Source organism: Pseudoalteromonas sp. NZS100, assembly GCF_015864815.1.
In the GTDB taxonomy this organism is placed as follows: Bacteria; Pseudomonadota; Gammaproteobacteria; order Enterobacterales; family Alteromonadaceae; genus Pseudoalteromonas; species Pseudoalteromonas distincta.
The window spans coordinates 69,181-91,913 of the sequence record NZ_JADYWM010000016.1 but is presented as its reverse complement, the minus strand read 5'-3'; the positions used below and the strand labels follow the sequence as shown (position 1 = coordinate 91,913).

The 22,733-nt window shown below is 39.1% G+C and carries 25 protein-coding genes; 19 read left to right on the top strand and 6 right to left on the bottom strand.

All coding sequences use genetic code 11. The features are described from left to right. The first annotated feature begins 20 nt into the window (after positions 1-20). Positions 21-1,202, top strand: a complete 1,182-nt coding sequence (gene hmpA / locus I6E69_RS15605) for an NO-inducible flavohemoprotein (RefSeq protein WP_197121613.1) — start codon at positions 21-23, stop codon at positions 1,200-1,202. An 80-nt stretch (positions 1,203-1,282) separates the two neighbouring features. On the opposite strand, the gene I6E69_RS15600 is transcribed toward hmpA, so the two are convergent. The 3 genes from I6E69_RS15600 to I6E69_RS15590 all read right to left on the bottom strand — a co-directional run bounded on the left by I6E69_RS15600 (position 1,283) and on the right by I6E69_RS15590 (position 4,016). Continuing rightward, entirely contained in the window at positions 1,283-1,654 is a 372-nt protein-coding gene (locus tag I6E69_RS15600) for a hypothetical protein (protein ID WP_002959634.1), read from the bottom strand. Continuing rightward, entirely contained in the window at positions 1,654-3,261 is a 1,608-nt protein-coding gene (locus I6E69_RS15595) for a S41 family peptidase (RefSeq protein ID WP_197121612.1), read from the bottom strand. The genes I6E69_RS15600 and I6E69_RS15595 overlap by 1 nt, the downstream gene beginning before the upstream one ends. A gap of 101 nt (positions 3,262-3,362) precedes the next feature. Beyond that, positions 3,363-4,016, bottom strand: a complete 654-nt coding sequence (locus I6E69_RS15590; RefSeq protein WP_197119876.1) for an endonuclease — start codon at positions 4,014-4,016, stop codon at positions 3,363-3,365. A 231-nt stretch (positions 4,017-4,247) separates the two neighbouring features. On the opposite strand from I6E69_RS15590, the gene I6E69_RS15585 reads away from it, so the two are divergent. Both I6E69_RS15585 and I6E69_RS15580 read left to right on the top strand, forming a co-directional pair. Further along, on the top strand, positions 4,248-5,216 hold the full coding sequence (locus I6E69_RS15585) for a DnaJ C-terminal domain-containing protein (RefSeq protein WP_138489795.1): 969 nt from the start codon (positions 4,248-4,250) through the stop codon (positions 5,214-5,216). Further along, positions 5,216-5,536 (top strand): chaperone modulator CbpM, encoded by a 321-nt coding sequence (locus I6E69_RS15580; protein ID WP_002959626.1) that lies wholly within the window; start codon positions 5,216-5,218, stop codon positions 5,534-5,536. The genes I6E69_RS15585 and I6E69_RS15580 overlap by 1 nt, the downstream gene beginning before the upstream one ends. A 62-nt stretch (positions 5,537-5,598) precedes the next feature. On the opposite strand, the gene I6E69_RS15575 is transcribed toward I6E69_RS15580, so the two are convergent. After that, positions 5,599-6,324, bottom strand: a complete 726-nt coding sequence (locus tag I6E69_RS15575; protein ID WP_197121611.1) for a hypothetical protein — start codon at positions 6,322-6,324, stop codon at positions 5,599-5,601. Positions 6,325-6,637: 313 nt separating this feature from the next. Here I6E69_RS15575 and I6E69_RS15570 point away from each other — a divergent pair, with 313 nt between their 5' ends. Continuing rightward, the gene (locus I6E69_RS15570; protein WP_024595094.1) at positions 6,638-7,018 is read left to right on the top strand and encodes a hypothetical protein; all 381 of its coding nucleotides are present in this window, start codon (positions 6,638-6,640) and stop codon (positions 7,016-7,018) included. Here the strand turns inward: I6E69_RS15570 and I6E69_RS15565 are convergent, their stop codons facing one another. Then, complete coding sequence (locus I6E69_RS15565; RefSeq protein WP_002959621.1) at positions 7,019-7,459, bottom strand: PaaI family thioesterase; 441 nt, start codon at positions 7,457-7,459, stop codon at positions 7,019-7,021. Between the two features lie 167 nt (positions 7,460-7,626). Between I6E69_RS15565 and lexA the strand changes: the two genes are divergently transcribed. From lexA to I6E69_RS15540, 5 genes are all read left to right on the top strand, one after another. Further along, complete coding sequence (gene lexA, locus I6E69_RS15560; RefSeq protein ID WP_002959618.1) at positions 7,627-8,244, top strand: transcriptional repressor LexA; 618 nt, start codon at positions 7,627-7,629, stop codon at positions 8,242-8,244. A gap of 483 nt (positions 8,245-8,727) precedes the next feature. Beyond that, entirely contained in the window at positions 8,728-9,870 is a 1,143-nt protein-coding gene (gene coxB, locus I6E69_RS15555; RefSeq protein WP_039489140.1) for a cytochrome c oxidase subunit II, read from the top strand. Continuing rightward, positions 9,870-11,462 (top strand): cytochrome c oxidase subunit I, encoded by a 1,593-nt coding sequence (ctaD, locus tag I6E69_RS15550; protein WP_002959615.1) that lies wholly within the window; start codon positions 9,870-9,872, stop codon positions 11,460-11,462. Before coxB ends, ctaD begins: the two co-directional genes overlap by 1 nt. After that, entirely contained in the window at positions 11,462-11,992 is a 531-nt protein-coding gene (locus I6E69_RS15545) for a cytochrome c oxidase assembly protein (protein ID WP_002959612.1), read from the top strand. Before ctaD ends, I6E69_RS15545 begins: the two co-directional genes overlap by 1 nt. A gap of 35 nt (positions 11,993-12,027) precedes the next feature. Next, on the top strand, positions 12,028-12,903 hold the full coding sequence (locus I6E69_RS15540; protein WP_002959610.1) for a cytochrome c oxidase subunit 3: 876 nt from the start codon (positions 12,028-12,030) through the stop codon (positions 12,901-12,903). On the opposite strand, the gene I6E69_RS20800 is transcribed toward I6E69_RS15540, so the two are convergent. Next, a complete protein-coding gene (locus I6E69_RS20800) occupies positions 12,806-13,114 on the bottom strand; it encodes a DUF2909 family protein (RefSeq protein ID WP_076915320.1) in 309 nt (102 codons plus the stop codon). The two genes, I6E69_RS15540 and I6E69_RS20800, sit on opposite strands and share 98 nt — an antisense overlap. Positions 13,115-13,128: 14 nt before the next feature. Here I6E69_RS20800 and I6E69_RS15530 point away from each other — a divergent pair, with 14 nt between their 5' ends. From I6E69_RS15530 to I6E69_RS15485, 10 genes are all read left to right on the top strand, one after another. Next, entirely contained in the window at positions 13,129-13,869 is a 741-nt protein-coding gene (locus I6E69_RS15530; RefSeq protein ID WP_197121610.1) for an SURF1 family protein, read from the top strand. After that, positions 13,859-14,353: a transmembrane cytochrome oxidase associated protein gene (locus I6E69_RS15525; RefSeq protein WP_197121609.1), complete on the top strand. Its 495-nt coding sequence runs from the start codon at positions 13,859-13,861 to the stop codon at positions 14,351-14,353. The genes I6E69_RS15530 and I6E69_RS15525 overlap by 11 nt, the downstream gene beginning before the upstream one ends. A 28-nt stretch (positions 14,354-14,381) precedes the next feature. Continuing rightward, positions 14,382-15,371, top strand: a complete 990-nt coding sequence (locus I6E69_RS15520; protein ID WP_138489789.1) for a heme A synthase — start codon at positions 14,382-14,384, stop codon at positions 15,369-15,371. A gap of 12 nt (positions 15,372-15,383) precedes the next feature. Then, entirely contained in the window at positions 15,384-16,313 is a 930-nt protein-coding gene (gene cyoE, locus I6E69_RS15515) for a heme o synthase (RefSeq protein WP_138489788.1), read from the top strand. Then, on the top strand, positions 16,310-16,927 hold the full coding sequence (locus I6E69_RS15510; protein WP_193225493.1) for an SCO family protein: 618 nt from the start codon (positions 16,310-16,312) through the stop codon (positions 16,925-16,927). The genes cyoE and I6E69_RS15510 overlap by 4 nt, the downstream gene beginning before the upstream one ends. 151 nt (positions 16,928-17,078) lie before the next feature. Continuing rightward, positions 17,079-17,351 carry an STAS domain-containing protein gene (locus tag I6E69_RS15505; protein WP_002959595.1) on the top strand — a complete coding sequence of 91 codons (273 nt, stop codon included), beginning with the start codon at positions 17,079-17,081 and terminating at the stop codon, positions 17,349-17,351. Positions 17,352-17,359: 8 nt separating this feature from the next. After that, entirely contained in the window at positions 17,360-17,722 is a 363-nt protein-coding gene (locus tag I6E69_RS15500) for a response regulator (protein WP_002959593.1), read from the top strand. Positions 17,723-17,732: 10 nt separating this feature from the next. Continuing rightward, on the top strand, positions 17,733-19,823 hold the full coding sequence (locus tag I6E69_RS15495; RefSeq protein WP_197121608.1) for a chemotaxis protein CheA: 2,091 nt from the start codon (positions 17,733-17,735) through the stop codon (positions 19,821-19,823). Further along, entirely contained in the window at positions 19,820-20,305 is a 486-nt protein-coding gene (locus I6E69_RS15490; RefSeq protein WP_002959588.1) for a chemotaxis protein CheW, read from the top strand. Before I6E69_RS15495 ends, I6E69_RS15490 begins: the two co-directional genes overlap by 4 nt. Positions 20,306-20,350: 45 nt before the next feature. After that, the gene (locus I6E69_RS15485) at positions 20,351-22,657 is read left to right on the top strand and encodes a methyl-accepting chemotaxis protein (RefSeq protein ID WP_197121607.1); all 2,307 of its coding nucleotides are present in this window, start codon (positions 20,351-20,353) and stop codon (positions 22,655-22,657) included. Positions 22,658-22,733 lie beyond the last annotated feature (76 nt).

Genomic DNA, 22,733 nt, shown 5'->3' with positions numbered 1-22,733 from the left:
TTCATCCATAGGAAATACATATGTTATCTGATAAAACCATTGAGATTGTAAAAAGCACAGTTCCGTTATTAGCGCAGGCGGGTACGGTTGTTACCGATCATTTTTATAAGCGTTTATTTAGCCATAATCCTGAGCTTAAAAATATTTTTAATATGGCGAATCAAGATACAGGTCGTCAGCAATTTGCACTTTTTAATGCATTGGCTGCGTATGCACAAAATATTGATAATTTAGCCGTATTAAAAGAAGCGCTAACACGTATTAATCATAAGCATACCAGCTTGAATATTTTACCTGAGCATTACCCTATTGTAGGTGCACACTTAATTGGTACGCTTAAAGAGCTTCTTCCTGAGCAATTTACTCCCGATGTTGAATACGCTTGGCGCGAAGCTTACGGCGTACTTGCTGATATTTGTATAACCGAAGAAGCTGCTTTGTATGAGCACAGTAAAAATAAACACGGTGGTTGGGCGGGAACTCGCCAATTTGAAATAACCAACAAACAGGCCGAATCAGAACTAGTAACGAGTTTTACACTTACGCCAGTTGATGGCGAAGCTGTTATTACACATAAACCAGGGCAGTATTTAGGTATTAAAGTTAAGCCAGAGGGCGCTGAATATGAAGAAATTCGCCAGTATTCTATTTCACAAAAAAGTAACGCTAAAAACTACCGTATTAGTGTTAAAAAAGAGCTACAGCCAAAGCCTGGCATGGTGTCTAATTATTTACACTCATTAGAGCAAGGCACTATTGTTGAGTTGTACCCGCCAGCAGGAGACTTCTTTTTACGCAATATCACAAGTCCAGTGGTTCTCATTTCAGCAGGTGTTGGGCAAACGCCAATGCTGGCTATGCTTGAAACGTTATTAAGTGACAACTCTAATCAAGAGATTATGTATTTACATGCCTGCGAAAATACTCAGCAGCATTCGTTTTCAAAATATTTAAATGAGTTAAATGCAGTTTATAACCGCTTACAAACAATGACGTGGTTTAACCAAGCGACAGAGGGCGCTGACTTTACTGGGTTAATGAACCTAAACGCAGTACAAGCACAGCTACCATTGAGTAATGGTGACTTTTACTTATGTGGTCCTGCCGGTTTTATGGCATTTATAAAAAACCAGTTACTTGAGTTAGGTGTTAAAAACGAGCAGATTCATTATGAAGTGTTTGGTCCGCATCAAGACTTGTAATAACGCTTTAAAATAGAAAAAGGCGCGCAGCGATATGCTGCGCGCCTTTTTTATTAATTTATAAACATTAATAAAGTGCCTTATAACTCTTTACAGGTAACACCTTCAAGTACTGTAGTAAGCTCTTTTTTAGGATAGTAAAGCTCGCATTGGTTATTACGTAGTTGCAAAATAAACTTCTCAGATTTTATATTATGCGCGCCCATAATTACTCTGCCATCAGACCCTTTACTCATTGCATGATCAATTAGCAGTTCGCTACGTTTAGTAAATACCGAATCGGCAAGTGTTACTAATGTGCCTCCCTTAGCTTGTTGAATTGCCTGTTGTAGTGTTGTAATAACGCTGGGATTAACGCTCGTTAATATAGCGGGTTTAGCAGGCTCACTATCTACACTTTGGCATCCGCCTAAAGCGAGCAAGGTGGCTAATGGGAGTAATAATTTAGCCATTACCTTTCCTCACCCAGCGTTGGCCAAGTTAAGTCCATATTACGCTTGGTAAATTGTACCTGCATATTTAAAGGAATGAGAGATTCACGAGAGCTTGAAAAATTAGCTGGTTCTGCTTTTGCAGCAGCCGTTCTAACTGGACAGCTGCCATTTTCAACATGAAATAATGCGGTGGCTAAAACGGCCTCGTCACTGTCGCCTAACTGATGATCAAAGTCGTCCTCAATTTCACAACCTTGAACATCAGCATCAAATTGTGGAGTAGGGGTTGGTGTAAAACCCGCAGCGTATTCGCCAAATCCTTTGCTATTTACGCCACTAAACTGAATAGTGTAATAGGTTGTTGCGCAGTTATGAGTTGGGGTAAAGCCATAGGGCTTACCGCAGGTTGTGTCGCCAATTAAAATAACTTCTGCGTCTATACCTTTTAAACCATTAATAAAAGCTTCTGATGCCGAACAGGTGCCTGATGTGCTTAATACATAAACCTTTGATAGGTTTAAATCAGGTAGGTTTTCACCTGTGCTAAAAAAAGTAGAGTAATCTATTTCTTCATCAATAAATGGAAAAGGTGAATCAACGGGTTGTTTATCGTTTTGTTGAGTTTGATAATAAAAGCGGTTGTTAACGTTGGCATTACCGGCAACCATATAAGCCAATTGTGCCGACAGTGCTAATAAACCACCACCGTTATATCTAAAGTCGATTACAAGCTCATCAATACCATCGGTTTTAAACTTATTTACTGCATCAATAAGCCCTTCTTGGGCAATGCTTATATGGCTATTAAATTGCATGTAACCCACGCTTGAACCATTTGCGGTTGTAATCGTTTTAACATTTTGAACTGGTGTTTGTTCAATATTGCCAGCGGTTACATTAAATGTTTTTTCGGCACCATCGTTACTGCGTACAACAATAGTATGTGAGTCGCCGTTAGTAGGACTAAATAAACCTTCGTTAAGCGTATCTACACCCGACAGTGTATTGGTATTAATGCTAACACCGTCAACTGAAAGTACAGTATCACCACGTTGAAAGCCTATTTGGCTTGCAGGTGAATCATCTTCAAGATAAGCGACGCGTAAAATACGGTCGGCTGTATCGCCAATAAACGCCCAATTTATACCGTAACCAGAAGTAACGCCCGATTGCGCTTCTTGGAAGTAATCTTCAGTAGGTTCTGAAAAATGAAAGTTATCTTTTTTTGCACCTGAGTCGGTAAGCTGCTCTGTTTTTAATTGGGCAAAATAATCGGCTACTGTGGCAAAGCTTTCAGGATCGTTATCGGCAATCTCATCATACCAAAGGTAGGTTTCGTCGCTCCAAGAGCGAAGCCAGAGTTTTTCGTAAAGGGCAGAACCGGCTTGATCTGGGTAAGGCTCGTTGTTATTAAAGGGATCATTACCCGTACGCGGGGTTTCGCAAAAGTTTTTTAAATCGTTAGAGGGTTCAAATACACCCGCAGTCCATGTTGGACTGCTACTAACAGGTGTTGTAACTACAGGGGCTGAGTCGATACCGCTACCGCCGCCGCCACAACCGGTCAAAGCAAAGCCCGCAAATGCAGTGAAAATGGCAAGCGAGGTTTTATTATTTTTAAACATAGGTAAGGGCTTTTTTTGTAAATAAGTTGTTTAAAATATTACAACACTCGCTCGTTTATTCAACATTTATAACTTTGATTTATGTAAATGAGTGTTAAAGCTTAGAGCTTGCTCGCACTACTTGTATCTGCGAATGCTTGCTTTTTCCACGCATTAAATAACTTTTGCTGTTTATCAGAGATTTTTAAACCGTATGTTTTCTGCATGTAAGCGTAAGTGTCGGCTATACGTTTACGTGCATAGACAGGCGGTTCAACTACACGTTGCTTAAAGTTTACTTTTACTTCGCAGCGACCATACTGTGTGGCGTTTTCGCTAAGCATGCCAAAACGATAATTAGAGCGATCGGCATTAATTTCGCCAATAGCTGGCGCTAAGTTATTTATATCAGCTTCCATTTTTCTAAATTTAGCACTTACTTTACGGCAGTTTTTACGTCCGCCATCTTGCCAACATTGTAGCTGATGACCAAATTCCCACGCCGGAACAATATGTTCCCACTCAATGCGTAGTGCTCGCACATTTACTTTGCCTGAGCGGGTAAGTGTATTTCGAGGAATGTAACCACAGTTAGACGGATCAGGAACGAGTTTTTTGCCTTCTTTTTTAATATCACAGCCGCAGTAAATGCTTTTGGCGTTGTCAGGTAGGGTTTTAATTAAATGTCTTTTAGCCGTTGAAAAACGGGTAAATTGTTCGGCTGATACCGAAACGCACACACAACAAGCCAATAAGGCCAGAATAAATCGAGTCATATCCATCACAAATGTGAACTACAGGAATAGGCAGTTTAAAGCCTTGAAGATAAAAGATAAAGTTAACTTAAGGCCTACGCTTATATTAATAAAAAGTGCCTGATTAATTTTTTACTCAAAGTTATTTTCACTATTCATTTATTTCTCACTATTTATCGTATTTTAACCACACTAGGTTACCCGTTAAGGAGTATGCTTAAAGCTTACTCAATATGAGGATTTGGATTGCAAATGAAATTTGTTGATTATTATGCAGTGCTTGGAATATCGCCTGATGCAGATGATAAAGCGGTTAAAGTAGCTTATAAAAAGTTAGCCAGAAAATATCACCCAGATGTAAGCAAAGAGCCTCAAGCAGAAGATAAGTTTAAAGAAATAGCAGAAGCTTACGAAGTCATCCATAACAAAGAAGAACGCACTAAATACGACGAGTTACGTCGTCACCAACAAAATCGTGCTCGTCAACAGCAAGGCCATTATGGTGGTAACAATGCCTCTTCGCAAAGTAATTATCAGCAAAGCGATCCTCAAACCGACCAAGAGTTTTCTGACTTTATTAATTCAATGTTTGGCGGAGCTGGTGGATTCGATCGTTCCGGGCAGAGCAGAAGTAACGCCGCTCGCGCGCAAAAAGGACAAGATGTGGAAATAGAGTTCCCAATTTTTCTTGAAGAGACTTTAGTTGATACCGTGAAGCCTGTTGAGTTTATGTTACCGCAGCGAGACAGCAGTGGCCGTGTCACTGAAATTAAAAAATCACTTAAAGTGAAAATTCCTGCAGGCTCAGTAAATGGCGAACGAATTCGACTAAAAGGGCAAGGCGGATTAGGGTCAGCGAATGGGCAAAATGGCGACTTGTATTTACAAATTAGTTTAGTGCCTCACCCATTATTTGATGTTGAGGGTCATAACCTAAATATAGTTGTCCCTCTTGCACCATGGGAAGCGGCTCTTGGTACAAAGCTAAATTTACCTACGTTGACAGGTAATATCCAATTAACTATTCCTTCTAATAGTCAGTCTGGTCAACGCTTGCGTATTAAAGGTAAGGGATTAATGAGTAAAAAAGCTAAAGGTGACTTATTTGCTGTGCTTAAAATTGTTAATCCAACATCTGTTGATGATACCAGTAAAAAACTTTGGGAAGAATTAGCCGAAAAAGCTCACTTTAATCCCCGTAATAACTGGAGCAAGCCATAATGCAAATTATCGTGACACAAAAGGACGATTTACTTACTAGTAAAGAGCTATGTTTGAGTAGTGATATTAGCGAAGCAATTTTATATGAGCTAGTTGAGCATAATATTGCGGTTCCAATTGAGGGGGAGCATGTTACGCAGTGGCAATTTACGGTATCTGCAGTGACCTTAGTTAAAAAAGCGGCCCGTATCCAACATGACTTTTCGTTAGATTGGTCGGCAATAGCTTTAGTTTTACAATTGCTGGATGAGCGTGATGAGTTGATTTTCGAAAACGAAATGTTAAAGCGACATTTGAGTCGATTTAAGCACTTGGAATAAAATAAGCCCTAGGCTTATTTACTCTTTGATAAGTGGGCGCTAGCTCTCAAAAACCAATATGACTACTTTGATTTATTCTTATTTTTAATTCGGATAAATCGTTTTAGTCGTATATTTTGTATAAGTAGTAATATTCCACTTAAACAAAAAAGTACACTGGTTGCTGAAAAGCTAATAAGCAGTGGATTATTAAAATTCTCTCGCTCATCGTAATCCATAATATGTAACATCCAAAAAAAGTCGAATATTCGCCATAGCGTGCTGCGAACGGTGACAACTTTGCCGTTATTTTCTGACAAGTACAGTGTTGTGTTAAAAGTGTCGTCAAATTGGACCTGCCAAACATTGGTTTTATATCCGACTTCCCGCGTACCTTGCTTTAGTAGTACAACGCTTGTTACTTGAGCGTCAATAAGTAAGTGTGCTTTAGCATTTGCGGTAATTTGTATTTTAGTTGGCGGTTCAAATGGTCGGCCTGTTATGCCATTGAAGCTTTGCTGCTCGTTATTACTAAAGACAGTAATAAGTGGTGTAGTTAAGAAGTTCTCAAAAATTATTTGTGTTGGATTAACCACCTGAGAGGCAATATCGTCAAGGGAGGCAACATAATCAGCCTGCGTAAATGGGTTATTAAGAGTACGTGTTGCAAGATGCTCCCCATGAACTTTATCAAGAGGGATTGCACTCATAATTAAACCACCTAGTAACCATGCTAAAATTTGTAGTGCTAATAAATAACCTAACCATTTATGTAACTTGCGAGCATGTTTAAATATTTTTTTATTCATGTTTTAGTCTTATTATTTTTAGAGGCTAGTTTATTACATTAATGGGATAAGTTACTGCGACATTTTGTCGCAGTTTGTACTATAGCTTACTGTAATCATTTAAAAATAAAAAAGATTACACTTAAATTCCTAACATGACTTATCTGTTTAATTGAGCTGGATGTTTGATATCCAGCTAGCTTTAAATGCTAAAAAATACTTAAAAGCTGCGAAATATCCATATAAAGTGGTTAATAGAGCATAGTTGATTTGGTATAACGGTAAAACTGCGTTAAAGTTTGCAATGAAATTATTAGAGGGTAAATACGAAACGATGTCGGAAATTCAATTTTTAAATGTAGATCTTGAGCTTGAATCAAAGCAAGATATTAGTTTGCTAGTGGCGGACTTGAAAAAAGTCGCGACGATTTTACATTATGACAAAGACGAATACCGTCAACTAGCGCGTATTGAAGCTACAGGTGAGGTGAGCACACCTGATAAAGCCATAAACCATATATGTGAGCTTATTGAATCGTGTTCGCGTAACGCACTAAAGCAATGGTTAAGCTGTTCACGTAGAACGTTTGATATTGGTTTTGAATCAGGAACTTCTCCTAAGTGCTTTAATCAAGCCTTAGATGCAGATACATTATTGCGTATATCTGCGATTGGTGCGGGTATGGAAATTACCATTTACCCAATCGAAAAGTAACTATCTTCGCTCTACGACTGCTGCGGTCATTTTTGATACGCAGCACAGCTCATTGCGGCTATTTGTAATTTTTATTTCCCATACTGAACTACGTTTGCCAATATGAAACGCTCTTGCCGTTGCTGTTAAAGTGCCGTTGCGAGATGCTTTTAAATGACTTGCGCTAATTTCCTGCCCTACACAGTAAAATTTAGTAAAATCGACAACAAAGTTAGCGGCATAGCTGGCAACTGTTTCGGCAAGTACAACGTTAGCACCGCCGTGAACCATGCCCATTGGGTTATGATGCTCAGGAATTGCCGGCATTGTGGCAACCAAATAATCATCGCCAATTTCTGTGACTTCTATCCCCATAGTTTTCATTAATGTTCCTTGGCCATTAACGCCTTGCTCTAACTGCTTGCACAGCTCTAAGGTGATGGGCTGGTACCAAATACTCATAATGTCTCCTTTGCATTTTTAATCATTTATAAACTTAGCTTTAGTTATATCCTTGAAATGTACACAAGTGAAATTACTTTAGCTATTTTAAGGCTTAATTTAAATTTGCGATTTTTATTTAACTGTATATACTCACAGTTAAATGTACTGTATGGAAAACCAGTTGTATGCGACCATTAACGAACCGCCAAGCTCAAATACTCGAACTAATTAAAGTTTTTATTAAAGACACTGGTATGCCTCCTACACGTGCTGAAATAGCGCAAACATTAGGTTTTAAAAGTGCCAATGCTGCTGAAGAACATTTAAAAGCACTTGCTAAAAAAGGCGCAATTAAAATGAAACCAGGTGCAAGCCGTGGTATTCAATTAATTGAAGAAGATGAGCCAGAACAATTAGGTTTACCGCTTATAGGGCGTGTTGCTGCTGGTTCACCTATTTTGGCGCAAGAGCACGTTGAAAGTCACTGCAAAATCGATCCATTAATGTTTAAACCGGCTGCAGATTTTTTACTACGCGTTAACGGTATGAGCATGAAAGATATTGGTATTATGGATGGTGATTTACTTGCTGTACATCGTACTCAAACCGCTGAAAACGGACAAGTTGTTGTTGCCCGCCTAGACGAAGACGTAACTGTAAAACGTCTTGAGAAAGCGGGTCGTAAAGTATTACTTCATGCTGAAAACGACGATTTTGACTCTATTGAAGTAGATCTTGAGAATGAGTCTTTTAATATTGAAGGCTTAGCCGTTGGCGTTATAAGAAACGCTGATTGGATGTGACTTTAAAAATAGCTTTTAAACAAGCAGTTTTATAAATGCGTACTAATTAGTACGCATTTTTGTTTTAAAATTTGTACTAAAAATAGGGCGTAAACAGCCCACTGACTATTTAAGCTGTAAACTTTTTTGCACTTATATTTTCCCCCTCTGAATGCGTTAAACCCCTTTGTTTTGCTCATATTTTGAACTTCCTGTCGCCCAGTTGATTACCGATTTTTTATTAATTATTCAATATCACCTGATTGTTTTTTATACTAAAACTTGCTTGTTGTTCGTTTTTTAGCTAATTGTTAATGTGCTGAGCTAATAATAACTCACAGCTTTTTAGTTTTGAGAACACACAATATACACAAACCCGTTGTTGGCGCAGCAAAACCAATCAATATTAAATGAGATTGGCTAAAAAAATAAAAATAACGAATTGGCGTTTAAGCCGTATGCCTCTTCGCTTTGCATTCGCAATAGCATCAAAGGAGCCGTCACATGGGTAAACTGACCTCTACCTTGTGGCTTATATTATGTGTTTTTTCGCACCCAGTTTTGGCTAACAGCCAATACAATATGCGCAAAGGCGTAACCGATATAAGCAATAATGTATATCAGCTGCACATGACCATATTTATAATATGTTGTGTGATTGGGGTGATAGTGTTCGCAATTATGTTTTGGGCACTTATTCATCACCGTAAATCTAAAGGGGCTGTACCTGCCCAATTTCACGAAAGCACTAAAGTAGAAATACTTTGGACTGCAATTCCGTTTGTTATTTTAATTGCTATGGCAGTACCAGCCACTAAAACCCTTATTGCAATGGAAGATGCCAGCAAAGCTGATCTCACTATTAAAATTACGGGTTCGCAATGGAAATGGCATTATGAATATATGGGCGAAGATGTAGAGTTCTACTCTATTTTATCTACCCCGCAAGATGAAATAGCGAATCTTGCAGATAAAAACCCTAACTACTTACTTGAGGTTGATAAGCCTCTTGTACTGCCAATAAATCAAAAAGTAAGATTTTTAATGACTTCTGATGATGTTATTCACTCTTGGTGGGTACCTGATTTTGCAGTTAAAAAAGATGCGAACCCCGGCTTTATAAATGAAACATGGACGAACATAAACGAAGAAGGTACTTACCGAGGCCAATGTGCTGAGTTGTGTGGTAAAGACCATGGCTTTATGCCCGTTGTGGTGGTCGCTAAATCTGAAGCTGATTTTAAAACATGGCTTGCAGATGCAAAGCAGGCTAAACAAAAAGCAGCATTAGCAGATGCCGCATTACTTGATAAAACCCTCCCAAAAGAAGAATTAATGACTTTAGGCGAACAAGTATATATGGCTAATTGTGCTGCATGTCATCAACCTACTGGCATGGGGTTACCGGGCGTATTTCCTGCACTTAAAGGCAGCCCGATAGTGCTTGGCGATATAAAAGATCACATTGATGTAGTTATCCATGGACGACCCGGTACGGCAATGCAAGCTTTTGCCAAGCAGTTATCTATAAAGCAATTAGCTGCGGTTATTACTTATAAACGTAATGCGTGGGGTAATGATACGGGTGATGTTATTCAACCGAGTCAAATACAGACAGCACTTGATGCCAAAGTGGAGGCGAACTAATGAGTAGCATAGTAGAACAACCTAACGCCAATGAAGCTCATCATGCTCATCACCCAGCTAAAGGTTTTAAACGCTGGCTTTACACAACTAATCATAAAGATATAGGTAGTTTATATTTAATTTTTTCGCTGACCATGTTCTTAATTGGTGGCGCAATGGCCATGGTGATCAGGGCTGAATTATTTCAACCAGGTTTACAGTTGGTCGATCCTCACTTTTTTAATCAAATGACCACAGTGCATGGTTTAATTATGGTGTTTGGTGCGGTTATGCCCGCCTTTACAGGCCTTGCTAACTGGATGATACCACTCATGATTGGCGCGCCAGATATGGCATTGCCAAGAATGAATAACTGGAGCTTTTGGATTTTACCGTTTGCGTTTTTAATCCTATTGGCATCGTTATTTATGCCTGGTGGGGGTCCTGCATTTGGTTGGACTTTTTATGCACCACTGTCCACAACATACAGTAATGATAATACTGCATTGTTTGTATTTGCCGTACATATTATGGGAATTAGCTCGATAATGGGCGCAATCAATGTGATTGTAACCATAGTGAACTTACGTGCCCCCGGCATGACATGGATGAAGTTGCCCTTATTTGTATGGACGTGGTTAATTACTGCCTTTTTATTAATAGCGGTAATGCCAGTGCTTGCAGGGGCTGTCACTATGGTACTTACCGATAAGTATTTTGCGACCAGCTTTTTTGATGCCGCAGGCGGTGGCGACCCGGTGATGTTCCAACACATTTTTTGGTTTTTTGGTCACCCTGAAGTATACATAATGATTCTTCCTGCCTTTGGCATTATATCGACCATAGTGCCTACCTTTTCTCGTAAAAAACTTTTTGGTTATGCATCAATGGTCTACGCCACATCCTCAATTGCGCTACTTAGCTTTATTGTTTGGGCGCATCATATGTTTACCACTGGGATGCCGGTCGCTGGCGAGTTGTTTTTTATGTACGCGACCATGCTTATATCGGTACCTACAGGAGTAAAAGTATTTAATTGGGTTGCCACAATGTGGAAAGGCTCAATAACTTTTGAAGTGCCAATGCTTTTTAGTATTGCGTTTATTGTGCTGTTTACCTTAGGTGGTTTTTCGGGATTGATGCTGGCAATTACACCTGCTGACTTTCAATATCACGATACTTATTTTGTAGTGGCGCACTTTCATTATGTATTAGTAACAGGGGCTGTATTTTCGATAATGGCGGGGGCCTATTACTGGCTGCCCAAGTGGACGGGCAATATGTTTAATATCACATTGGCTAAATGGCATTTTTGGCTATCACTGGTGAGCGTGAACGTACTGTTTTTTCCTATGCATTTTGTAGGGCTTGCCGGTATGCCGCGTCGGATTCCCGATTACGCTCTTCAATTTGCCGACTTTAATGCAATCATAAGTATTGGTGGGTTTGCCTTTGGTTTATCGCAATTGTTGTTTGTAGCTGTGGTAATTAAATGCGCGCGTGGCGGTGATAAAGTGCCTGCAAAAGTATGGGAAGGGGCAGAAGGCCTTGAGTGGGAAGTTGACTCTCCAGCGCCATATCATACTTTTTCTACGCCGCCGGTTATTAAGTAATGACACACGCACCGCTACTCAAACGTTTGGTACTTATTTGCATAGGCATGTTTGCCTTTGCCTTTGCTTTAGTACCTTTGTATGACGTGTTTTGTGATGTAACAGGGCTTAATGGGAAGCCTTCGCTTGAGCAAGCAGAGCAAAGTACACAAATAGTACAAAACCGAGAAGTTGGCGTTAGCTTTACTACTCACGCACAAAGTGGTGCACCGTTTGAAGTTAAATCAAAAGAATACAGTGTAGTGGTAAAACCCGGTGCAATGCGTGAAGTAATGTTTAGTGCTAAAAATAATAGCAATCTGGATAAAGTAATGCAGGCTGTACCATCAGTCTCGCCAGGTAAAGCGGCAAAGTATTTACATAAAATAGCTTGTTTTTGCTTTGATCAGCAACCTCTAAAAGCAGGGGAAGAGCTTGAATTTAAATTACTTTTTTATGTTGATACCGCATTGCCAAGCGACATTGAAGAATTAACTTTATCTTATACCGTATTTGATATTAGTGAACAGCTGGTGGCAAGTAATAACTAGCTTTTTAAACTAGTGTGAAACTAGGAGTAAATAAAATGAATCAAGAATATGAGCATTATTACGTACCAGAGCAAAGCCCGTGGCCTATTGTAGGTGCTGTTGCATTGTTTTTTATTGCAGTAGGGGCAGGCTTGACTGTTATGAGTGTAGGTAAAGAAGGTGGTAGCGGGGTTTATCTGCTTTATGCCGGTATTGCTGTGCTTGTGTATATGTTGTTTAGCTGGTTTAAAAATGTAATTAGTGAATCGGACCAAGGTTTGTACTCAGCACAAATGGATCGCTCTTTTAGACAAGGTATGAGCTGGTTTATTTTTTCTGAAGTTATGTTTTTTATGGCCTTTTTTGGTGCGCTTTTTTATGCACGGGTATTGTCGGTACCTTGGCTTGGAGGTGCAGGCAATAATGCAATGACTAACGAGGTTTTATGGCCAACTTTTGAAGCTGTTTGGCCGCTAGTTTCAACACCTGCTGGCGAAACTACTCAGGCTATGGGCTGGCAAGGCTTACCACTTATAAATACCTTAATACTGCTTACCTCCTCAGTTACTTTACATTTTGCCCACGTAGCGATGGAAAACAATAAACGTACTCCACTTAAGGTTTTTTTAGGCGCTACTATTTTATTGGGTGTTTGCTTTTTAGGGCTGCAAGTTGAGGAGTACATGCATGCATATAATGACCTTAATCTAACGCTAGATGCGGGTATTTACGGTAATACGTTCTTTTTATTGACTGGTTTTCATGGCATGCATGTAACGCTAGGAACCGTACTTTTATTTGTAATATTTTTACGGATATTAAAAGGGCACTTTACTAAAGATAAGCACTTTGCTTTTCAAGCAGCTGCTTGGTATTGGCACTTTGTTGATGTGGTGTGGCTGTGTTTGTTTGTATTTGTATATGTGCTGTAGCGTTTATTGGCGAATTATTTGCTTTAATAAAACCAAGTTTAAGCGCTGCAATAACAACAACTAAAACAACGACCGAAAACAATACGCGACGACCTAAAAAGTGAGACATAGGTCGTCCCCCTGTTTTCCCTGACACCATAATAAACAATGCTCTAAATAAGTTAAAAAGTATAAATATTAACAACAGTACGATAATAATTTTAATAATCACTGAGTTGACCCTTTATGCAGTTAGTTTTATGGCACAAACAAAAGCTTAGCTCACTAATCACACTTTGTATGGTTGTGGTTGTTGTACTTGTGTGTGTGCGATTAGGGTTTTGGCAGTTGGAGCGAGGTGAGCAAAAGCAGCAACAACTAACCGCCATAGCTAAGCAACAGACTCGTGGTGTGATGAGCTGGTCTCAATTACTTAACTTGCCTGATAGCTGGAACAAAACTGGTGTATTGGTTGAGTTAAAAGGGCGGTTTGTACAAAACCAATATTGGCTTTTAGATAATCAAGTTTATAACGGACAAGTAGGGTACGACCTACTTGCTTTACTAAAGCCAGATAGCGAAGAAGAAGTGATTTTAGTTAATTTAGGATGGGTAAAAGCGCCTATATCTAGAGATACACTGCCAAAGGTTGCTCTGCCTACAGGTGTTTTTATTCTTAAAGCGCAAATAAAAGAAAATAACTTAAGTAGCTTTACGCTTGAAGATAAAACTACAAATAACGACTTACCTACAAGAATCCAATCTATCGACTTGAATATGCTGAGCACCCAAAGCCAGCAATCATTAATTAATTTTATGGCTTACAGACAAGGTACTGGTGATGAGATTGCAACACCTCATTATGAGGCCGTTGTTATGAGCCCTCAAAAGCATAATGCCTACGCTGTGCAATGGTTTTTAATTGCTGTTGCATGTGCTGTTGTGGCTATTTTTGCGAGTAAAAAAAGGACACATAATGAGAAATAATCCCCTTTTGTTGTTTGTGGGCTGCTGCGCAATCCCATTGGTTTTGGCATATGGCGCTTTAAAGTTTGATTGGTTGCCTACTGCAATTACTAATAATGGTGAGTTTTTAAGCCAAGAAATAAAACTTAAAAATTGGCCGCAAAATAATCCCAAACAATGGACTATCGCACTTAATTATTCAAACGAATGTAACACCCCATGCAGCGAACAGCTCAATGCACTTAATAACTTATATGTGGCACTTGGTAAAAACCAAGGCAAGGTTGATATGGCTGTAATGGGAAGCCCCGACAATAAAAATCTACCATGGAAAATTATTACCGAACAACAGAGTTTAAACCCTGCAAGTTTATATTTAATTGATCATATGGGGTTAGTGGTACTTGAATATCCCTTTAAGGTCGAGCCACAAGAAAACCGTTTAGTACAAAAAGGGTTATTAAAAGATCTAAAAAAATTACTTAACTATTCTCGTTCTAGCTAATTAAGTTGAGCTTAAGTTGGAGTATCTGATGTATAAAAATTATAAAAAATTAGTATTAATAACAGGATTACTCGCTTTGATTGTAGTTGCTTTAGGTGCGTACACCCGCTTAAGTGATGCAGGTTTAGGGTGCCCCGATTGGCCTGGTTGTTATGGCTTTTTAACGGTACCTAAGCATGAGGCTGACATAGCCTTAGCAACTCAAAGCTACCCCGATATGATGTTCGAAACCGCAAAAGCGTGGAAAGAAATGATTCATCGCTATTTTGCAGGTGCTTTAGGCTTACTTATTTTAGGTTTATTTGTGTTGGCTTTTTTAAAACGCCAATATCCAACTACGCCAGTTAAATTGCCTTTGGCTTTACTTCTACTAGTGGTGTTTCAGGCAGCCCTTGGTATGTGGACAGTAACCATGAACCTTCAGCCGCTTATTGTAATGGGCCACTTATTAGGGGGCTTTAGTATTTTGTCACTTATAACGCTTTTATATTTACGGCTAACCGCAAAACCTATTATGGGTGGTGATAGCGGCGCAAAACGCTATTTTGGTTTAAGTTTAGTAGCGCTCAGTGTATTGATTATCCAAATTGCACTTGGTGGTTGGTTGGCTGCAAATTACGCCGCTCCTCATTGTAGTGGTTTGCCATTGTGTAATTACGCACAACCGTTTTCATTGAGTAGCGTATTTCAATTACCACTTGAGCACAGTAATTATGAATTTGGTGTGTTATCGCAGCAAGCGCGTATGTCTATTCATTTATTACACCGTATTTGGGCACTGGTTACTTGCATCGTCCTGGCGCTAATTATGTGGAAAATATACAGCCAAGCGTACTCTAAAAAAATTAAAAATTGCGTGGTGAGCGTATTACTTACCCTGCTTTGCCAAATTAGCTTAGGGCTTATTTTAGTACATTGGCATATTCCGTTGGGAGTTGCACTGGCGCATAACTTGATGGCTGCCATACTATTATTAAGCATGGTTAGGTTGTGTTATTACCTAAAATCACGCACATAAAGGGGAAATATAATGGCACTTATAATTGATAAAAAAATACTGCTACCCGTTAATACTCAATCGCTAATTTCGCGTACTCATAATTTGCTGCAAGACTACTTAGCAATTAGTAAATTTAAAGTGGTAGCCATGCTGGTACTAACAGCTTGGGTTGGTTTAGCGCTGGCTCCTGATGTAGGGCGAGGTATGGCTGTACAGTTTATTAGCTTGTTAGGTATAGGACTACTTTCTGCTGCTGCAGCGGTTATTAATCATGTGGTTGATAGTGAGATAGACTCAAAAATGGCAAGGACTCGTCATCGTCCTGTGGCTAAAGGGCGCTTAAGTAAAACACATGCGCTTAGCTTTGCAGCTGTTATTGGGGTTGCTGGTTTTATTATGTTGATGGTGTGGGCTAATACCTTAACCGCTATATTAACGTTATTTGCATTGGTAGGTTATGCATTTGTTTATACATCATTTTTAAAGCGTGCTACACCGCAAAATATTGTTATAGGTGGGTTGGCTGGCGCAATGCCTCCATTATTAGGTTGGGTGTCAGAAACAAACCAAATGGCAGCAGCCCCTTGGTTACTTGTAATGATAATATTTACCTGGACTCCGCCACACTTTTGGGCGCTGGCTATAGCACGAAAAAGTGATTACGAACGCGCTAAAATCCCTATGTTACCAGTAACCCATGGAATCGACTTTTGTAAAACGTGCGTCGTTGCCTACTCTGTTTTACTCGCTGTTGTTTGCGTATTACCTTATTTAATCGGTATGTCTGGATTAATATATTTAATAGGTGCGTGTGTATTAAATGCAGTGTTTATATATAAAGCCGTCAAATTAAAAATTGCTGGAAATGATGAGACTGCAATGGACTTATTTCGTTTTTCGATTATTCATTTAATGGTACTCTTTGTAATCTTATTTATAGATAAATGGCTCCCTTTATGAAGCAGTTATGGCTTGGATTAATTGTTATTTTAGTTTTGTTTTTATCGGCATGTTCAAACGAAAATAGTCCGCCAGATGTAGATGCATTAGTTTACGAAAATGCAAAGCCACTGTCTGATTTTACGTTAAACGATCAGCGCGGCGAATTAGTGACTAAGCAACAATTTTTAGGACAGTGGAATTTAGTATTTTTAGGCTACACAAGCTGCCCAGATATTTGTCCATTAACACTAGCTAAGTTAAATGCTGTTTATAAAAACTTACAGGCAGATTATCCGCTACAAATTTGGTTTTTATCGGTTGATCCAAAACGCGATACACCAGCTAAACGAAAGCAATATATAGATTACTTTAATCCTGACTTTTTAGCTGTATCAGGGGAACATAAACACCTTTTTCCTGTTGTTAGAGAGCTTGGTTTAATTTACGCGATTAGCGATAGTAGTGAATCAGAATATGCAGTTGATCATAGTGCTTCGGTCGCTATGGTTGATCAAAATGGAGCCGTTAGAGCTATTTTTAAACCAGAATTTAAACAAGGTAGTGTGCCATTAATTAACGCGACGATTTTAACGCAAGAGTTTAAAAAAATAGCCGATTACTACAAAAACTAGTTTTTACTTTTTACCAATTTGAAAGGAGCTTTAGGCTCCTTTTTTTGTTTTTTAACGACGATTTAAATTTAATTAAGCATTTTATGGCAATTTTAATAACTAGGGCTAAGCTTTTGTTATGAATTGAATTGACAGGGAATGCACCTACAAAATGCTAAAACTTCCGAGCGAACTTGCTATTACGCAAGTTGAAACACTACATCAAGATTTACTGCACGAACTCAATAGCAACGATGATATCTGTCTTGATATTAACGATGTAATTTCTGCTGATACTGCCTCAATTCAACTTTTATGCGCCTTACAAAAACACCTACTTACCATACAGCACAAAATCATTTGGGTAGGCAGTAGCGAGGCCTTAACACATACAATCAATAAACTTGGCTTAAGCCAATACTTAACAACCGAAAGTAAAAGTTAGGGGTATATATGAAAAGAATTTTAGCGGTTGATGACTCAGCATCGATGCGTCAAATGGTGAGCTTTACATTAAAAACCGCAGGGTTTGATGTAACCGAAGCTAAAGATGGCAGTGAGGCTCTCGCTATTGCCAAGCAGCAAGACTTTGATGCCGTGATCTCAGATGTAAACATGCCAATAATGGATGGAATTACATTAATACGAGAGCTGCGTACTTTGCCTAGTTATAAATTTACACCATTACTGATGCTTACAACTGAGTCGGGTTTAGAAAAAAAAGTAGAAGGTAAAGCTGCTGGGGCAACAGGCTGGATTGTTAAACCATTTAATCCCGATCAGCTACTAGCGGTAATTAAAAAAGTTATTCGCTAAGGAGCGCAGTGTGAGTATAGATTTAAGTCAATTTTTTGAAGTTTTCTTTGAAGAGAGTTTTGAAGGCCTAGATACCATGGAGGCTGAGCTATTAAACTTAGTGCCAGGTGAGGAAGATTTAGAAACTATCAACACTATTTTTAGAGCTGCTCACTCAATAAAAGGAGGCAGTGGGACATTTGGTTTTAGCTCCGTTGCTGACTTTACTCATGTACTTGAAACATTACTCGATCAAATTCGCCAAGGTGAACGAGAGCTTAGTACCGAGCATGTTAATTTATTACTCAAAGCTGTGGATTGCTTACGCGCTTTACTTGCTGCACTTCAAGGTGAACAAGAGCCAGATTTAACCGAAGCAGATTTGTTAAAAGTACAATTTGAACATGTACTTGGAATGAAAAATGAAACACATGAGAATAAACCTCAAAGCTGTGAAGAGCAAACAAGTAGTAATACCTATCAAATAGACTTTAAACCTCATCATCATTTATTTAAAACAGGAAACGAGCCACTGTATATGATCAGTGAGCTTGAAGAGCTAGGTGAGTTAGAAACCACAGTATTTTACGATGAAGTTCCAGAAATCACCGATTTAAGTAGTGATGAATGTTTTTTACATTGGCGCTTTTTTTTAAGCACTAGCCATGATGAAAAAGCCATAAAAGAAGTGTTTGAATGGGTTGAAGACGATGCCGATATAAAAGTTGAATTATGTGGCGGCTTATTTGGCAATGATGAGCCAATTCCACCTAATCAAGATGAGATACCTAAAGCTGTTGAGCTTGAAGAACCCGATTCAATAAAAGTAGCTGAGTTACCAAGTAAGCCACAGCAACCCGTTGTTAATAAGGATAAAAAACCTGCAAGTACACCAGAGTCTACCTCCATTCGCGTTGGCATTGATAAAGTTGATTCGTTAATAAATATGGTAGGTGAACTTGTTATTACACAAGCCATGCTAAATCAACTCAGCGAACAAGAAATCACACCAGCCACAATCACTTTACTACAAGAAGGCTTAGCACAACTTGCACATAATACGCGTGATTTACAAGAAAATGTGATGCGTATTCGTATGCTCCCAATTAATTTTGTATTTAGTCGTTTTCCTCGATTAGTGCGAGATATAGCGCAAAAGCTAAATAAGCAGGTTGAGCTAAAGCTGATCGGAGAGCAAACCGAGCTTGATAAAACAGTAATGGAAAAAATATCTGACCCTATGGTGCATTTAGTAAGGAACTCACTTGATCATGGGTTAGAGACTGTTGAGCAAAGACTGGCGGCAGGTAAAGATCCCGTTGGCACAGTAACCTTAAATGCATTTCATCAGGGTGGAAACATCGTTATTGAAATAATGGATGATGGGCAAGGGTTAAATACAAAAAAAATAAAAGAAAAAGCCATCGCTAACGAATTAATCTCAGCTGATAACCATCTCAGTGACGATGGAATAAATGAGCTTATTTTTATGCCGGGCTTTTCGACAATGGATGAGGTAAGTGACTTATCTGGACGTGGAGTTGGGATGGATGTTGTTAAGCGAAATATCCAATCATTAAATGGCTCAGTGGAAGTAACCTCAGCGCCCGGTGTTGGTTCTACGTTTACTATTAGATTACCCCTTACTCTCGCTATTTTAGATGGGCAATTAGTTAAGGTGGCTCAGCATACTTATATTATTCCGCTCATTTCTATTGTGGAGTCACTGCAAATTGATATTGCAAAAGTGAGTCGAGTGGGTAAAAGCCTTGATGTATTGAGGCTTCGAGACGAATACATTCCTATATTAAGACTCTACGATATTTTTAATCATAAAAATGCTATTGAATCACTCGATAAAACGCTGCTTGTTGTTGTAGAAACAGATAACCAAAAGGTGGGTTTATTAGTTGATGATTTACTGTCTCAACAGCAGGTTGTTATTAAAAGTTTAGAGGCAAACTACCATAAAGTGGATGGCGTATCGGGTGCTACCATTTTAGGAGATGGGCGTGTATCGCTGATTGTGGACATTAGCGGCTTAATAAAGCTCTCAGGCTTAAAAAAGCCAGGTAGCCAAGAACTAACTATTGAAACGCAAGCCACTTTGGAGGCGTTATGAGCTCAGATCAAAGCCAGTTAAGTAACCAATTAAATCTTCAGCAACAGCAAGGTGTAAAACAGTTTTTAACTTTTATTATGGCTGATGAAGAATATGGCGTTGATATTTTAACAGTACAAGAAATTCGCAGTTGGGAAGAAATTACAGTACTGCCCAATGCACCAGAATTTGTAAAAGGCGTTATTAACTTACGCGGAACAATAGTGCCAATTATTGATTTACGGTTGCGCTTTGGATTACCAAGTGTCGACTATGGACCATTAACGGTGGTTATCGTTGTCAAAATAGAATTTGAACTAGGTAGTAAAATTATAGGTGTTGCTGTTGATGCCGTCTCTGATGTTTACAGTATTGCGGAGCAAGATGCGAAAGCTGTTCCTAGTTTGTCTGAATCGAGTAATTGTGAATATGTAGCTGGGTTGGTGAATGTTGGTGAAAAAATGGTAGCGCTAATTGACCTGCAAAAAACAATGAATATTTAGCAAATAGAAACTAAATGAATAATAAACTTAAAGGTGGTGATGAGCATGGGATGGTTTAGTAATCCAAAGCAGTCAAAATCAAGTAATGATTTAATTGTAGACGCATTGAATAAATCATTAGCGGTGATTGAATTTGAGCCTAACGGAAAAATAATTACTGCAAATATGAATTTTCTAAACGCGATGGGCTATCGTCTTGAGGAGGTTCAAGGCCAGCATCACTCGATGTTTGTTGACCCAGATGAAGCTCAGGGCAACGATTATAAAAACTTTTGGCAACGCCTGCGTAATGGCGAGTTTATCTCAGATGAGTTTAAGCGTAATGCTAAAGGTGGAACTGAGGTATGGATCCAAGCAACTTATAACCCAATTGTTGATGAGCAAGGGCAAGTATTAAAAGTAGTTAAGTTTGCCACCGACGTGACTGAGCAAAAGTTAATAACAGCAGAAGCTTCAGGGCAAATTAGTGCTATAAGTAAATCTCAAGCGGTTATCGAATTTAATTTAGATGGCACTATTATTGATGCCAATGCTAACTTTTTAAATGCGCTTGGCTATCAACTTAGCGAGATTAAAGGCCAGCACCATAGGCTTTTTATTGATCCCGAACATGCAAATAGTATCGAATATAAAGAATTTTGGGCCAAACTAGGTCGCGGTGAATTTGATTCAGGGGAATATTTAAGAATAGGAAAGCAGGGTCAGGAGGTTTGGATTCAAGCATCTTATAATCCAATTTATGATATGAACGGCAAGCCGTTTAAAGTGATTAAATATGCATCTGATATTACTGAACAAAAAGAGCTTGAAAAAGCATCTCGCAAAGCAGCCGATTTAGCAAATGCGCTTAAAGTTTGCCAAGCAAACGTAATGATTGCTGATGAAAACCTTAAAATAGTATTTGTGAACGACCGTGTTCAGCAAATGCTAAAAGTCCGCGAAAAAGAATTACAAACCGTATTGCCAAGCTTTTCTGTTGATAATTTAATTGGCACCTGTGTTGATGATTTTCATAAGCACCCTAATCATCAACGTGATTTATTAAAAAACCTAGATAAGCCCTATAAAGCCGAGCTACTGTTAGCAGGTGTCACTTTTACCTTGATTGCTTCACCTTGGATCAGTCAAGACGGAAAGCATTTAGGCACCATTGTTGAGTGGGAAGATAGAACCAATGAAGTTGCGCTTGAAAAAGAAATCGCTGAGCTTATTGGTGCTGCAGGTAATGGCGAATTAGATACAAGAGTAGCGGAAGATGGGAAGGAAGGGTTCTTTTTACGTTTGGCACAAGGGTTAAATAGCTTAGTTAAAATAGTTGATGATGCCGTTGCTGACACGGGCAATATGCTCGATGCGATGGCAAGTGGTGATTTATCAAAACGTATTGAACAAGAATACAAAGGTTCATTTGATAAACTTAAACGCGACGCAAATGCTACGGCAGATAAATTAACAGAAGTGATTAATCGCATAAATTCATCGGCAACGTTAGTAGCCAGTGGTGCAGAAGAAATTTCTCAAGGTAATGCTGATTTAAGCCAACGTACAGAAGAGCAAGCCTCGTCACTTGAAGAAACCGCTTCAAGTATGGAGGAAATGACCAGTACCGTTCGTCAAAATGCTGATAACGCAAAAGTAGCAAACGACTTAGCAGAAGAAACCTGTGAAAAAGCGATTCAAGGTGGTGAAGTTGTTAATAGAGCAGTTACGAGCATGTCGGCAATTAATGAGTCGAGCAAAAAAATTGCAGATATTATCGGTGTAATAGATGAAATAGCGTTTCAAACGAACTTATTAGCGCTTAATGCCGCAGTGGAGGCAGCAAGAGCGGGTGAGCAAGGTCGAGGCTTTGCGGTTGTTGCAGGTGAGGTTCGTAACTTAGCGCAGCGCTCTGCGGGCGCAGCGAAAGAAATTAAAGAGTTAATACGAGATAGTGTAGGCAAAGTAGCTGATGGCTCTCAATTAGTTAATGAGTCGGGCGCTACACTTAAAGAGATTGTTGTGTCGGTGCAAAGAGTGACGCAAATGATTTCTGATATTACGGAGGCATCTGAAGAACAAAGTGCAGGTATTGAACAAGTTAATAAAGCTATTTCTCAAATGGACGAAATGACGCAACAAAATGCCGCTCTAGTAGAGCAAGCCTCTGCTGCTGGTGAGTCTATGGCTGAGCAAGCTAATGAGATGCGCCGATTACTTAACTTTTTCTCAGTAGATCAGCAAGAGATGACAATGATGTCATCAACTATGCGAACCCCTGAACTATCTCATAAGCCGCAAAGTCGTTTTGTGAGTAATAAGCCCAGGGGCGATAACTTTGTAGACTCAGCTGATGAGTGGGAAGAGTTTTAATATTTAGCCTTTTTATGCCTCGTCTAATAAATAGTTACAGCGAGGCACTACTTGTTAGCGTTAGGTTTAATTGAGA